Origin of the sequence: Microbulbifer sp. ALW1, assembly GCF_009903625.1 — a bacterium.
Classification (GTDB): Bacteria; Pseudomonadota; Gammaproteobacteria; order Pseudomonadales; family Cellvibrionaceae; genus Microbulbifer.
Genome location: NZ_CP047569.1, coordinates 3789042 through 3802661, shown reverse-complemented (window position 1 = coordinate 3802661; position 13620 = coordinate 3789042). Strand labels below are relative to the sequence as shown.

The 13620-nt window shown below is 46.6% G+C and carries 21 protein-coding genes; 20 read left to right on the top strand and 1 reads right to left on the bottom strand.

The genetic code is table 11. The annotated features are described in order from the left end of the window. Positions 1–10 precede the first annotated feature (10 nt). The 14 genes from GRX76_RS15755 to GRX76_RS19505 all read left to right on the top strand — a co-directional run bounded on the left by GRX76_RS15755 (position 11) and on the right by GRX76_RS19505 (position 8557). Positions 11–454, top strand: a complete 444-nt coding sequence (locus GRX76_RS15755) for a hypothetical protein (protein ID WP_160153113.1) — start codon at positions 11–13, stop codon at positions 452–454. Positions 455–583: 129 nt separating this feature from the next. Further along, positions 584–967 (top strand): hypothetical protein, encoded by a 384-nt coding sequence (locus GRX76_RS15750; protein WP_160153105.1) that lies wholly within the window; start codon positions 584–586, stop codon positions 965–967. Positions 968–1113: 146 nt separating this feature from the next. Beyond that, positions 1114–1464, top strand: coding sequence for a hypothetical protein (locus GRX76_RS15745; RefSeq protein WP_160154173.1), 351 nt, complete (start codon positions 1114–1116; stop codon positions 1462–1464). A gap of 153 nt (positions 1465–1617) precedes the next feature. Then, positions 1618–1950 carry an excalibur calcium-binding domain-containing protein gene (locus GRX76_RS15740; RefSeq protein WP_160154177.1) on the top strand — a complete coding sequence of 111 codons (333 nt, stop codon included), beginning with the start codon at positions 1618–1620 and terminating at the stop codon, positions 1948–1950. A gap of 163 nt (positions 1951–2113) precedes the next feature. Next, on the top strand, positions 2114–2605 hold the full coding sequence (locus GRX76_RS15735; RefSeq protein ID WP_160154176.1) for a DUF2199 domain-containing protein: 492 nt from the start codon (positions 2114–2116) through the stop codon (positions 2603–2605). 88 nt (positions 2606–2693) lie between these two features. Then, complete coding sequence (locus GRX76_RS15730) at positions 2694–3068, top strand: hypothetical protein (protein ID WP_160154175.1); 375 nt, start codon at positions 2694–2696, stop codon at positions 3066–3068. A 127-nt stretch (positions 3069–3195) separates the two neighbouring features. After that, complete coding sequence (locus GRX76_RS15725; RefSeq protein WP_160154174.1) at positions 3196–3462, top strand: hypothetical protein; 267 nt, start codon at positions 3196–3198, stop codon at positions 3460–3462. Positions 3463–3599: 137 nt separating this feature from the next. Next, positions 3600–3950, top strand: coding sequence for a hypothetical protein (locus tag GRX76_RS15720; RefSeq protein WP_160154173.1), 351 nt, complete (start codon positions 3600–3602; stop codon positions 3948–3950). A gap of 1130 nt (positions 3951–5080) precedes the next feature. Then, positions 5081–5338 carry a hypothetical protein gene (locus GRX76_RS15715; protein ID WP_201276842.1) on the top strand — a complete coding sequence of 86 codons (258 nt, stop codon included), beginning with the start codon at positions 5081–5083 and terminating at the stop codon, positions 5336–5338. Positions 5339–5490: 152 nt separating this feature from the next. Continuing rightward, positions 5491–5895, top strand: a complete 405-nt coding sequence (locus GRX76_RS15710; RefSeq protein ID WP_160154171.1) for a hypothetical protein — start codon at positions 5491–5493, stop codon at positions 5893–5895. A gap of 99 nt (positions 5896–5994) precedes the next feature. Then, entirely contained in the window at positions 5995–6330 is a 336-nt protein-coding gene (locus GRX76_RS15705) for a DUF2489 domain-containing protein (protein ID WP_160154170.1), read from the top strand. A 120-nt stretch (positions 6331–6450) separates the two neighbouring features. Beyond that, complete coding sequence (locus tag GRX76_RS15700) at positions 6451–6900, top strand: SMI1/KNR4 family protein (RefSeq protein ID WP_160154169.1); 450 nt, start codon at positions 6451–6453, stop codon at positions 6898–6900. Positions 6901–7388: 488 nt separating this feature from the next. Then, positions 7389–7718, top strand: a complete 330-nt coding sequence (locus GRX76_RS15695; RefSeq protein WP_236250410.1) for a transposase — start codon at positions 7389–7391, stop codon at positions 7716–7718. Beyond that, the gene (locus tag GRX76_RS19505) at positions 7703–8557 is read left to right on the top strand and encodes an IS3 family transposase (protein WP_160154760.1); all 855 of its coding nucleotides are present in this window, start codon (positions 7703–7705) and stop codon (positions 8555–8557) included. Before GRX76_RS15695 ends, GRX76_RS19505 begins: the two co-directional genes overlap by 16 nt. A 456-nt stretch (positions 8558–9013) precedes the next feature. Here GRX76_RS19505 and GRX76_RS15685 read toward each other — a convergent pair whose 3' ends face one another. Then, entirely contained in the window at positions 9014–9955 is a 942-nt protein-coding gene (locus tag GRX76_RS15685; protein ID WP_160154168.1) for an IS110 family transposase, read from the bottom strand. A 360-nt stretch (positions 9956–10315) separates the two neighbouring features. Here GRX76_RS15685 and GRX76_RS15680 point away from each other — a divergent pair, with 360 nt between their 5' ends. The 6 genes from GRX76_RS15680 (at position 10316) to GRX76_RS19285 (ending at position 13522) form a co-directional block, all read left to right on the top strand. Further along, complete coding sequence (locus GRX76_RS15680) at positions 10316–10723, top strand: hypothetical protein (RefSeq protein ID WP_160154167.1); 408 nt, start codon at positions 10316–10318, stop codon at positions 10721–10723. Positions 10724–10872: 149 nt separating this feature from the next. Next, the gene (locus GRX76_RS15675) at positions 10873–11316 is read left to right on the top strand and encodes a hypothetical protein (RefSeq protein ID WP_160154166.1); all 444 of its coding nucleotides are present in this window, start codon (positions 10873–10875) and stop codon (positions 11314–11316) included. A gap of 171 nt (positions 11317–11487) precedes the next feature. Continuing rightward, the gene (locus GRX76_RS15670; RefSeq protein WP_201276841.1) at positions 11488–11796 is read left to right on the top strand and encodes an immunity 53 family protein; all 309 of its coding nucleotides are present in this window, start codon (positions 11488–11490) and stop codon (positions 11794–11796) included. A gap of 536 nt (positions 11797–12332) precedes the next feature. After that, a complete protein-coding gene (locus tag GRX76_RS15665) occupies positions 12333–12668 on the top strand; it encodes a DUF2489 domain-containing protein (protein WP_160154165.1) in 336 nt (111 codons plus the stop codon). A 133-nt stretch (positions 12669–12801) separates the two neighbouring features. Continuing rightward, positions 12802–13218: a hypothetical protein gene (locus GRX76_RS15660; RefSeq protein WP_160154164.1), complete on the top strand. Its 417-nt coding sequence runs from the start codon at positions 12802–12804 to the stop codon at positions 13216–13218. Positions 13219–13303: 85 nt separating this feature from the next. Further along, on the top strand, positions 13304–13522 hold the full coding sequence (locus GRX76_RS19285; protein WP_236250409.1) for a hypothetical protein: 219 nt from the start codon (positions 13304–13306) through the stop codon (positions 13520–13522). Positions 13523–13620 lie beyond the last annotated feature (98 nt).

Sequence of the window (13620 nt, the reverse complement as noted above, 5' to 3'; positions counted from 1 at the left end):
GCAGATAAAAATGAGATTCCTCCTCTTATTCTTAGTTCTGGTCAACGTACCGTTGGCAGTTGGTTGTGATGATGAAGACCAGATCGGCCCTAAAGTTTTAATGGACAGATGGCAAAATTCTTTTGAAGAGGGTGTAACCATCTACTATCCGAGTGAATACAATGGGGTTCCAGTTTCGTACATAATATTGAACGTTGAAGATGAGAGCGAAAACTATATTTCGGCAGATTTACAGATAAGACCTGCGGAAGAAGACTTCAGCGGCATAGATATAAGTAAGTACAAGATTTCACACATTTATATAAGCGAAGAGTTTCTTAAAAAGGCGCAGGTCTCAATAAAGTACGAATATTCGCCAAAAAATGGGGAGCCAATTACTTGTGGTCCATTGCCACATTTATACCAGCTTTCAGATCTCCTCCCTAAGCGCGCACATAACAATGCCAGGCAGTAAAGCTCCGGGCCTTCGGCCCTCCGCGGGACAGCTTACCTTATGCGCGTATTGCGCGGGTCGCTGCGCTCTCATTTTCGCGCAATACGCGCATAAGGTAAGCTGCCCCTGCTGGCGGCGTTAACTGTAAGCATGAAAAAAGCTCTGTACTTGTTCACGGTTTTTTTAATGCCGGTAATTTCGGCTTTAATTCCATTGGAGCACTTCCAGGATTTATGGGTTTGGCTTTATGTGCCATTTGCAGTTGCCTATGGAACTTACATTTGGTTCCAGCCAGATGTTCGCATGATGGTTCTGGTCAGTTTTGCACCAATTGTTTTTCTAAGCGTTGTATTGGTGGTGTTTCCATTTTTAGCGGCTATGGATGCAGGCGCAGTTGAAGGGTTAAAATTTCTTGCGGTGGTAGCACTCTTCGCTGTTCCGACTAGTGTTGTAATAGGTTCAGTTTACGTACTTTTGGCCTATGCCATTTATGCTCTATTTCGGCGCTACGACCTGTTGCCAGGCAACAGTTAACAAAGCCAGGCAGGATGCTGCGGGCCTTCGGCCCTCCGCGGGACAGCTTACCTTGTGCACGCTTTGCGCGGGTCGCTGCGCTCCCATTTTTGCGCAAAACGCGCTCAAGGTAAGCTGCCCCTGCTGGCGGCGTTAGAAGGCAATAGATGAAGAAGATCGTAGTTATCCTGGGCGTGTTGCTGATTGTAAGTAATCTTTATTGGCTTTACGCGCTTATGGATAATGGCATAACTCTTACTTACCGTGACCAAGAGTTGCACGAGTATAAAGAAACACAGAAGCAACTAATGAGCATGCTTACTGATGTTGCCAAGAATAGAAGCGAAGAAGAAATTATCGAAATTGCAAAGAAATATACTTCTTCGGAACCATTTGAAAAAGAGGGTTGCACGTGGGTGGGTTGGCTCGGTTTTAAGTTCGCAGAAAACTCGGAGCTGGAAGGTGTATCTTGGGTAATATCGTATGGTGAGGGTGGTCCGTGCCATGAAGCCTTCTAACAATCGCAGGCAGTTTGCTACGGCCCTCCGGGCCTCCGCGGGACGCCCAACGCTATGCACATTTTGTGCGGGTCGCTACGCTCCCAGTTTCGCACAAAATGTGCATAGCATTGGTCGCCCCTGCTGCGGGCGTTAGAGTTTTGAGTGGTAATAATGAAAAAAATAGTAATTTTCGGCTTATTGGCATTCGCTGGCTGGAAGCTCTACCAGGATAAATTCGCTGCTCATGGGGATCGCTGGGGAGACTACGAAGTAGAGAAAGTTGGTCGTTCCGTAGATGGTATGGAGACAATCAAACTTTCACCATCCAAGGAACCAGTGAAATCTAGCCAGGCTTCATATCAAAAGTTTAAATGCGATGGGCGGCAGCATTGTAGTCAAATGACGTCTCGAGAAGAGGCGGTTTTCTTCATAAGAAACTGTCCTAATACAAAAATGGATGGAGATAATGATGGCGTTCCCTGTGAGAACGATTCCAGGTTCTGAGTCCGCCAACTCTAACAATCACAGGCAGTATGCTACGGCCCTTCGGGCCTCCGCGGGACGTCTTACCTTGTGCACCTTTTGCGCGGGTCGCTTCGCTCCCATTTTCGCGCAAATGGCGCACAAGGTAAGCCGCCCCTGCTGTGGGCGTTAGCAGTACACAGATATGAGCAAGTGCAAAGTATGTAATTGTGATCTTGGCGAAGTTCCAATGTGTTTTGGGGGAAGATCGCCGGCGTCCCTTATGGTTCCAGAAAATGAGTACGAAGGTCGCGTAGAGGAAAATTCAGACCAGTGTATTGTTGACGGAAAGCATTTCTTTGTAAGAGGTCACATTGAGCTTCCTGTTATAGATACCGGTGAGGTTTTTATTTGGTCGGTTTGGGTTTCTCTAAGCGAGCAAAGTTTCGACCAAATGAGTGAGAATTGGGATTCTGAAGGCAGAGAGAATTCAGAGCCATTTTTTGGCTGGCTTATGACAAATCTCCCTTGTTACCCCGAGACATTGCACCTGAAAGCAGATGTACAAACTCAGCCAGTTGGGGTTGTTCCGCTAGTTATTTTACAGTCATCTGATCACCCGCTGGCACAAGAACAACATAATGGCATCACAATGGATCGAGTGCATGAAATTGTTCATCAAGTCATGCAGCACTAATCAACTGCTAACAAGGCAAAGCAGCAAGGGCCTGCGGCCGGGACGCGCTAAGGCGCGCCCCTGTTTGCGGCGTTATGTGTAGACGAGTATGAACTGGAATCAAATTGAGATATTCAGAGGAATTGATTTAAATGATTCCTTCGTTCTGGATTGGCAATGCGCAGCAGATCGGGTGGTTTTCGAACTGGAAGCAAGTATTTGGCCTGAATCAAAGTACTATAAAAAACCAAAACTCTCGGAATACACTTGCTACCGGAAAGCTACTTTGCAGATCATTGGTCCAAAGAGAGTTACAGGCCTTCTATCCAAGAACTCGGTAAGGCCAAATTATGATCTAGATGGAACTATCGATTACGGTAATATCGATTCTCTTTCGATGTTAGAGGGAAATTTTGAGCTGTCAGGAGATTTCGGCGACGTCAAAATCACAGGTGGGGAGCTCCGTTTCGAGATCCACACATAACAAACAGCGGCAGAGCGACAGCCAACGCTACGCACTTTTTGTGTTACTCGCTGCGCTCAAACATTAACACAAAAAACGCTCCGCGCTGGCTGCGCCTGCGCTGGGCGTTAAGTTTCAGGAGGCATCAATGAGCAACGTAGCATGGAGACGAATTCGCGTGATGGCTCGCACCTTAATTGAAGAGTGCGAAGCTATAGACAAGTCTCCAAAGCTAACTGCGGAGCTCAATCGAATTCAAGTACTGGCAGATAGTTCGGATGAACTAGAGGGTATTCCAAGAATTTATACCGAGGCGCCCCAAACTGATTTTGCAGAGTTGCCATCCACAATATCTTTGCAATATCAAGAAATGCTTTTGCATGCCAAACGGTTAGCAAGGGGCGATGCCAAATAATGTAACACCAAAACTTAACAAGGCACGGCAACCGACGTCTTACTTTGTGTGCTTTTCGCACGGTCGCTGCGCTCCTATTTTCGTGCAAAAAGCACACAAAGTAAGCCGCGGCTGCGTGCGGCGTTAGAAGGCAATAGATGAAGAAGATCGTAGTTATCCTGGGCGTGTTGCTGATTGTAAGTAATCTTTATTGGCTTTACGCGCTTATGGATAATGGCATAACTCTTACTTACCGTGACCAAGAGTTGCACGAGTATAAAGAAACACAGAAGCAACTAATGAGCATGCTTACTGATGTTGCCAAGAATAGAAGCGAAGAAGAAATTATCGAAATTGCAAAGAAATATACTTCTTCGGAACCATTTGAAAAAGAGGGTTGCACGTGGGTGGGTTGGCTCGGTTTTAAGTTCGCAGAAAACTCGGAGCTGGAAGGTGTATCTTGGGTAATATCGTATGGTGAGGGTGGTCCGTGCCATGAAGCCTTCTAACAATCGCAGGCAGTTTGCTACGGCCCTCCGGGCCTCCGCGGGACGCCCAACGCTATGCACATTTTGTGCGGGTCGCTACGCTCCCAGTTTCGCACAAAATGTGCATAGCATTGGTCGCCCCTGCTGCGGGCGTTATACGTAAGTCATGAATAAAGAAATGTTGAACCTCCTATATCTAGGAGCAGTAATTTTCAGCGGAATAGGAATATTTTTGCATGCCCGCTCGGTAAAGAATGACCGAGCCAACGAGCTCTATGAAAAAATTGGTGGTAGAACTCTTAAGTTTAGATCTGCGTGGTTCGATGGAAATAATTACGCATTCGTAACGGAGTATAAAATTTCGGAAGAATATTTTGGCATTAGGTGTTATTTTCCAAAATTCTCTATCGTATCAAAGTATTGCGATATAAAGCTTTCCAAGAGTCGGGCATTAATAGGCAGCTTGGTCAAAATTGAGATGCCAAACTACCCGGGTGTTATTGAGGTTTCGCATAGTTTCGCAAAGAAGCTAGATCGTTTATCCGGTGGGAAGCTGGGGTACCGCAACGTATAACAAAGCAATGCAGCCGACGTCTTACTTTGTGCACTTTTTTGCACGGTCGCTGCGCTCCTATTTTCGTGCAAAAAGCACACAAAGTAAGCCGCGCCTGATTGCGGCGTTATGTGTCATGAGGAAATCCTGTGGTCTTTAAGGGAAGAGAAGCTTATGAAGCTCCGATAAAGCTTAGGGAGTGGATAAATGACATTGCCGGTGGCGAGCTGTATCAAACTTTCGTATCTTCGGATCATAAAGTTTGGTGCACGTCTGGGAGGGTCGCTCACTCATCTGCCGCCGCCAGCACGTCCTGGGGCGGTTTCCTTGGTGGTGAGTTAAATAGTCTGGTTCGTAAAACTATGGGGCAAGAGGTTTTAAATGAAGTTACTTCTTACCTTGAGCAGAAAAACACATAACAATCACGGGCAGTAAAGCTACGGCCCTTCGGGCCTCCGCGGGACGGCTTACCTTATGCACGTTTTACGCGGGTCGCTTCGCTCCCATTTTCGCGCAAAACGCGCATAAGGTAAGCCGCCCCTGCCGTGGGCGTTATGAGTCATGTGAGTACTAGAGTATGGAGCTGGGAAAGATCTATATGAATGTCACGGTGAATGAAGTTCACGTAAAGCGTGAAAATGATGCATTCATTGTTTCTTTCGAATTTAGTTCTTCCGGCGAATCAGCTAGCGCTAATCTTTGTGGAGTTCGTGATACAGACAATTTGTGTGAGCTGCTTAAAGCGGATCGGCTCTGGGTAGAGAAGTCTGAGAATGCTCAATTTGAGTATGGGGCGTTTACCTTGGGGGTATCGCACGAATATTTTTCAGAGATTGTTTTTGATGCTCTGTCCTAGTCAAACTCATAACAAGGCCGGGCAATTTGCTCCTGGCCTTCGGCCCTCCGCGGGACAGCTTACCTTATGCACCTTTTGCGCAGGTCGCTTTGCTCCCATTTTCGCGCAAAATGCGCATAAGGTAAGCTGCCCCTGCCGGCGGCGTTATGCCTATGAATAAAAATCGTCTCTATTTGGCTAGTATGATCGCACCGCTCGTACCAACTTTTTTAGTGGTTCTATTACCAGCGCTGTTCTTAGGGAGCCAAGCATTTGGAAATGCTCTTTTGATGGCAATACTCCTTAGCTTAATAACGAGTTATTTAGCTTTTTTTGCTCTCGGAGTGCCGCTTTTGTTGGTTCTAGAGAAGAAGGGTGCATTGAGCCTGGTCGGCCTTTCAACGGCCGGAGCTATAGCAGGTGCCTTAGCTTTTACCTGCATGTTATACATTTTTGGTTCAATGTTAGAATCCAAGGCAGATGTTGGAGCAATACAAATCATTTGGGGCGCGGGAGTGGGGCTAGCCGTTGCAGTAGTTTTTAGCCTGGTTTCAGGCATAACAAGGCGCGGCAGCTGACGTCTTACTTTGTGCACATTTTGCACGGTCGCTGCGCTCCCATTTTCGTGCAAAAAGCACACAAAGTAAGCCGCTGCTGCGCACGGCGTTTAAGCATCCATGAAAATGAACCACGAAGAGTATATCGAGAAAAAGCGTAAGCGCTCTGCGGCAGTAGCAAGCGGAATGCTCGATGGCACTATTCATTACTTAGAGGGCGCTATTGAGTTGGCGTCCCTAAGGTTTGAGGTCGGTATACCTGAAAATGACAAGGACTTTTTGGCGTTTACTGTAATTTCTTCGGAAACTGATCATTTGCCAATTGGCCCATCTAGACAGTATTGGTCTCAAGAAGCTCTGGTGCGGCATGAGCCTGAAATACAAAATACTATAGCGTGGGCAAAGGAAATCTCGTTATCCGAATGTAAATCTATCGTAGCAAGATTCAATGCTTAACAAGGCGCTGCAAAGGGACGGCTTACTTTGTGCACTATATGTGCAGTCGCTTCGCTCCATGTTTGCACATAAACTACACAAATTAAACCGCCCCTGAGCGCGGCGTTAGGCAGAATGAGTATGGAAATCGAAGAATCTAACAAGCATGGACCTCTATTCATGGAGGACTTAGAGAATTTTGAGAAATTCCTTGGTGCTCGCCTGCCTGAAGATTATAGAAATTTCCTTATCGAGCATAACGGTGGCTCACCGGAGAAATATCTCGTTTGTTGGCCTGGGTCGTCAGAGCCATCTGAAGTCTGGAATGACTCGCTAGGCCTACATAATGGGCCAACGTATGCTCGGTTAGATTCTGTCGCAGATGGATTAAAAGATTACTTGCCAGAGGGTATTCTTCCTTTTGCAAGCGATCCCGGAGGAAATCATTTTTGTATTGGTATCAGCGTTGAATACACCGGAAAAATATATTTTTGGGATCACGAGGAGTCTGATAGTGAAAAATCTATATCATTACTATCAGATTCTTTCAGCAATTTTATAGCTAATCTAGTCGGAGACGAAGATGCCTAACAAGTCAAAGCACGCGGACTTGGTAAAGCTGTCACCTTTTTCGCTTGCGCAAAAAAGCCGCCAACTTCACCAAGCCGGTGTTTGAGGCGTTAAGCATGTTCAAGACAAAACTAAATTGCCCAAATTGCAAGCAGTGTATTTCTCTAGAAGAATCTAGGACTGAAATTCCTGTGCCAGAAGAAAGTACCTGGAATAAAACGGTAAAATTTGTCTACACGGTTTGCCCAAGGTGCCAAGTGGATTACAGAGTTCAAGGAGAGCGGGCGGCCGCTGGCATAGTACTTTCGCTGGTATTCATGTTTATTGGTTTTAGTTTCTTCACTGATTCATGGTGGCCACTTGTGGCTGTCTTTATCGTACTTACTCTGCAGAAAAAAATCATGCAGCTATATATTCGACCATCGCATGCTTAACAAAGCCAGGCAGTAAGGCTCGGAACCTAACCCGCTTTTGCACACACCTCCATCTAACTGACGTGGAGGTGTCAAATGGCACGCAGAAAGCACTACAACCGCTACGACGATGATTTCAAAGCGACAGCAGTCTCTCTAACCGAAATTTCTGGTGTTCTAGCCAAGCACGTGGCTGAAGCCCTCGATATCCATGAAGTGATGCTTTATCGTTGGCGCATGGAGATGCGACGGGGGCAGATCATGGCCAAGAAGAAAAATATACAGATAGATCCTGAGGTTAAATCAGAGCTGAAACGTCTCAGGAAGCTTGAGCGGGAGCATAACCTGCTCCAGGAAGAACATGCCCTTTTAAAAAAAGCCATCCAGTTCTCTTTGCAACAAAAAGGGAGATCTTCGAGTTCATAGATCTAAACCGCGAGAAGCACAGTATTGCAATGATGTGCCGGATCTATGACGTGACCCGTGATGGTTACAACTCTTGGCGCCGCCGTGGTGTATGTGAGCGCCGGCAAGAAGATAGTGAGCTGTTTGTACATATAAGATCGATTTTTAACCGACATGATGGCTGCTACGGTAGTCCAAAAATTACCCAAGAGCTGAAAAAGAAGGGTATAAACGTTGGTCAAAAACGTGTGGCTAGAATCATGCGAAATCACGGTCTCAAGGCCGTAAAATCAAGGATCTACACGGCTAGGCCCGGTACTTACAGGCATGTTTATGGAATCCAGTGCAAGATAGAAGGCATCGAGCTGACGCGCCCGAACCAGCTATGGGTGGGTGATGTTACTTATATAAAGCTCAGAGATGGTAGCTGGCAGTATCTGTCGGTAGTCATGGATCGCTACAGTAGGAAGGTTGTCTCCTGGTCCCTGGGTGATAGGAGGGATGCGTCGCTGACACTGTCCAGCATTGATAGGGCGGTGCGAAACCGTGGACATCACCCTGAGCTAATCTTTCACTCTGACCGTGGTAGCGAGTACTTGTCGGGTCAATATCGTGAGCGACTGCGGCGGTATGGGATCAGTCAAAGCATGAATCGAGTAAAGAACATGAATGACAACGCATTCATTGAGTCGTTCTTTCACCAATTTAAAACAGAGCGTATTAAGCGCCAAGTCTTCGATTCTGAAAAACAGCTAAGATCGACGGTGACTGAATATATGCGCTACTACAACAGTCAGAGGTCGCATTCGTCTATTGGGTATGTTTCACCTCAAGAATTCGAGTGTAAAATCAATTGCTAACAACTAGGTGTGTGCAAAAGCGGGTTAAGTCCCCTCCGGGCCTTCGGCCCTCCGCGGGACAGCTTACCTTATGCACGTTTTGCGCTGGTCGCTGCGCTCCCATTTTCGCGCAAATCGCGCATAAGGTAAGCTGCCCCTGCTGGCGGCGTTAAAGCTCACAAGCATTGTGATTCATATTTATGGCAGAAATAACTGATTATTTAGTCATTTCCGGAAACGGATCAGAGTTAAAAGCCGATCCATTTGGAGAGAGTCTGGCTTTCTCTTGTGGTGATTGTGGGCATCCCGTTGTAGCGGTGGCTGAAAAAGGGCAGCGTGGCTCGTCTATAGAGAATGCTTCAGTTTGCAGAGGCTGTTGGCAACATTATGTTGTTGAAGTACGGGAGTCAGTAGAGAAAATTGTCGTGTATCGGGCCCATGAGCTTTAACAAGTGACTATGGTTCTCCGTCAAGTGATTAAGCCATTTTTTCATCCCAATGAGTGTTGTTCTTAACCATGGTATTGAGGATTGTGAGTTGCTTGCGCATACACGCGACGATAGCGACTTTCTTTGGTTTCCCAGCGGCAACCATACGCTCGTACATTGGTTTCAGCTTTGGGTGACATTGGATCGCAGACATCATCGAAACAAATAGAACCGTTCTAACACGGTGACGCCCGCCCCGAATGAACCGCTTCCCCTGAAAGCGCCCGCTGTCGCGGTTCATCGGTGCGATACCAACAAGCGCAGCTATTTCCTTACGATTAAGTTTTCCAAGTTCAGGAAGCTCGCTCATGAGTGTGTAAGCCAGGACGTTGCCTACACCTTTCGCACTTAGCAGCAAATCTCGCTTTTCCTTCCACTCCGTTACGCTGCTGATTAACTTGTCGAGTTGCTTGTCGATTTTAAGTAGTTCGCTCTTGATCGCGGTAAGGATTTTTCGGATAGGATCGTGGACTGACTTCGGCATTCTCTTGAGGCGATTCTTCTGCATAGTACTCATCTCAAGACACTGGCTACGGACGGCAAGTAAGTCACTGATTTCTCGCAGCTTTTCCGGCTTTATTACTGTTAGCGCTGGTTTCATGGCCTCGCCAAAATGGGCAATATCCATGGCATCTAGCTTGTCGGTTTTAGCGATCCGTCCTGATGACTTTGCAAAGTTCCGAATTTGTGAAGGGTTGCAGACAACGATGGGCAGCCCTCGCTTATCGGCAGCGCACACAAAATCCATTTCCAGTCGTCCAGTAGATTCAATCAATACTCTAGTGGGTTTGAGTGCCAGTATTTTATCTACAGCTTGTTTAATACCGTCTCTATCGTTATTGACGCTAAAGAATTGGCCAGTGGGTCTCACATAGATATCGAGTTGGTTGCTGCTGGTATCGATACCGACATTGATCTCTTTATATTCCATAAGATAAGCTATCTCCGCCTTGCTATTCGGGCTCGAGGCCCACATGACTATTCGAGTTATGCCTAGTGAGTGTTTGTCACGTTCATACTTGTTATCGGTCTTTATGAACCGGCCGGGCAGCGAACTGTGATAAACAAGGCCTTCGGTGGCCGCCGAAGGTGGGTCTCAATTTACCCGTTAGCGAGAAGAGCGTACAACGCCGAAATGAGACAAGAACAACCATACAAGGCCGGGCAATTTACTCCAGGCCTACGGCCCTCCGTGGGACAGCTTACCTTGTGCACGTTTTACGCGGGTCGCTGCGCTCCCATTTTCGCGCAAAAAGCGCACAAGGTAAGCTGCCCCTGCCGGCGGCGTTATATGCCCAAGGTAACTATGAAGAAACGTGCCGCACTTACGATTTTTTGGAGTTCCTTTGGAGCTTTAGCCGAGTGCCCCCAGCAGAGAGAGTTGGATATTCAAGCTGAAGTGAAAGTGGATGGTGTACAGGCTGGTGGCAATCACGGTTACATGGACGTTGTTACCATATCTGCGCCGAGTTCAGTTGAAGGAATACCTTTCCAGAGTATTCAATTGACGTATGGTGAGGTTTCTGAATACTGGCTGCCACTCGCAACCAAAAATACAGGCAGTCGGATTGTAGCAACGTTAAGTGGTTATTCGGAATCTATCAAAGTATTTGAGTTCTGGGTTAATTACTCTGATGGGACATGTGCGCTTTACCAGGCAGGGTCCATAGCAGGTGCATATAACAATCACGGGCAGTGAAGCTCCGGCCCTTCGGGCCTCCGCGGGACGGCTTACCTTATGCACGTTTTGCGCGGGTCGCTTCGCTACCATTTTCGCGCAAATCGCGCATAAGGTAAGCCGCCCCTGCCGTGGGCGTTATGGTTAAGGCCAGGCTCATAGAGAGAATAATGAAAAATATACTACTGGGGATTTTTGCTGTCTTTGCAAATCAGAGCTTTGCGTGTGAAGAGTCTGACGCGGACATTTTTGTGCGAGATGTAAAGGTATATCAGCATCAGGGGCAAACTTGTACATCCTTTCAGATACTTCTCAATGAATTTATAGAGAATAAAAATCGATATATTGATTCTGCGTACTTAAATATTATTGATGAAAACAATAAAGTAGTAGCTGAAGTCGCCCCAGAGTTGGAGCGCCCTGGCTTCGGTAATGTGCTTCTATCTATGTGCGTCTCAAAGGAATACATAGAAAATTCTCGGGTGTTTCTAAATATAAAACCGCGGCCATCGGTAAAATTAAACGGCAATGGGGTGATAACTACCGGGAGTGCCTTGTGTCTCGATACACGTGAGTTGGTACTTTCCAAGCTCGTAAAAGACGGTAGTGAGTAGGTGCTTCGTGCCATTTGATCATAACAATCACAGGCAGTTTGCTACAGCCCTCCGGGCTTCCGCGGGACGTCTTACCTTGTGCACCTTTTGCGCGGGTCGCTTCGCTCCCAGTTTCGCGCAAAATGCGCACAGAGTAAGCCGCCCCTGCTGTGGGCGTTAAGCATCGAAAACATGGAAAGTCTCAAAGAACTTGAAGAATGGTATTTTTCTCAATGCAATGAGGACTGGGAACATACCTATGGTATTGAAATCGGTACTCTTGATAATCCAGGCTGGTTTCTAAAGGTACACATCACCGATACAAATATGGAAGAAATGAAATATGAAGGTTTTTCCTACGGTGTAGGTGATGACGCCGATGCGAGTGGGAACGACTGGATTATTACAAAACTAGAAGACGGTAAGTTTGTTGGCTATGGCGGCCCTTACAAACTAAACGAGCTGATAAAGCTATTTTTAAAGTGGGTAAAAAATGCTTAACAAGCCGCAGCAATCGTTCCCGGTGGTCGCTGGGACAGCCAAAAGGCTGCGCTTCTTTGTCTGCCCCTGTGCGGGGCGTTAAGCATGTTCAAGACAAAACTAAATTGCCCAAATTGCAAACAGCGTATTTCTCTAGAAGAATCTAGGACCGAAATTCCTGTGCCAGAAGAAATTACCTGGAATAAAAAGGTAAACTTGGTTTACACGGTTTGCCCAAGGTGCCAAATGGATTTCAGAGTTCAGGGAGAGCGGGCGGTCGCTGGCTTATTACTTTCGCTGATCTTCATGTTTATTGCAGTCAGTTTCTTTACTGATTCATGGTGGCCACTTGTAGCTATCTTTGTCGTACTTATTCTTCAGAAGAAGATCATGCAGCTATATATTCGACCATCGCATGCTTAACAACGCAGGCAGTATGCCCCGGCTCTTCGCGGGACGCCCAACGCGGTGCACATTGTGTGCGGGCCGCTGCGCTCCCAGTTTCGCACAAAATGTGCACAGCATTGGTCGCCCCTGCTGCGGGCGTTAAGCATCCTATGAAAACGAGCCACGAAAAATACGTCGAGAAGCAACGCAAGAGGGCCGCAGAAGTTGCAAGCGGAATGCTCGATGGTTCTATTCATTATCTTGAGGGAACAATAGAGTTGTCTTCACTTAGATTTGAGGTCGACTTGCCTGAAGACGATAAAGATTTTCTTGCTTTTAGCGGAGTTGCTTCGGAAATCGATCATTTACCAATTGGTAATCCGAGGCAATATTGGTCAAAAGAGGCCCTCGTACGGCATGAGCCAGAAATTCAGGAATCTATTAAGTGGGCAAAGGAGTTCTCTTTGTCAGAATGCAAATCTATCGTAGCAAGGTTCAATGCTTAACAATGCGAGGCATTTCGTTCCGGCCCTGCGGGCCTCCACCGGACAGCTTACGTTGTGCACAAGTCGCTTCGCTCCTATTTTCGCGCATAAAGCGCCCAAAGCAAGCTGCCCCTGCTGGCGGCGTTATATGTAAATGAAAACTGACGAGCTAATCTTTTGGACAATTTTGGTCATTGTTTTCGTGATATCCCAATATGTCGCGTGGAAAAGGCTCATAGGTGGTTTTTTAGTTGTAAAAGCCTATAAAAACTATCAAGGTAAATACTGTTCACGTAGAAAATCACCATTGGTGGTGGTGCTTAAAAATAATTCCTTTAGAGAGCAGGTTGTAGGTAGAATCGATTTTCTTGACCATATGAGAAACGTTTTGTATTCCATAGATATGCAAGACACTAGTATCAAGTCTGGTAGCAGCTCAGGCATAGATGTTGGAGGATCGGAGTTACGGTTTGGCAACACGTTAAACCCAGCCTGTTTTGTGAGAGTAATGGTGCGCTGCGGCAAAAAATATCACGGAAAAATTTGTGCAAAACGGTGGTATCACATATAACAATCGAAGGCAGGATGCTCCGGTCCTTCGGGCCTTCGTGGGGCGTTAACTGTCCGTGTTACCCACAAAAAGTACAGGTATAGTAATGCCAATTAAGAAATGGATTTTTCAATACATCATGATGATTTTGGCGCTCTTCGTGCTATTTTCTGGTGTCCAATATCTAAAAGGTAGAGAGCTAGAATACGCTCTGGAGTTTGGTGTGCTTTGGGCTTTGACCAGCTCAACTATTTTCCTGGTTGTTCGTATAAGAAACTACAAGAAACGGGTTGCCTGTAAGTTGTGTAATGATCTTCCTGAGTAGTAGTTGATTGTATCGTGAGCCGCGTGTACAGCGTGCAAATAGTATGCTGAGGTACTTCGAGTTTCCGGCGCGGGGATTACTGCGTAAAACATTTGAAT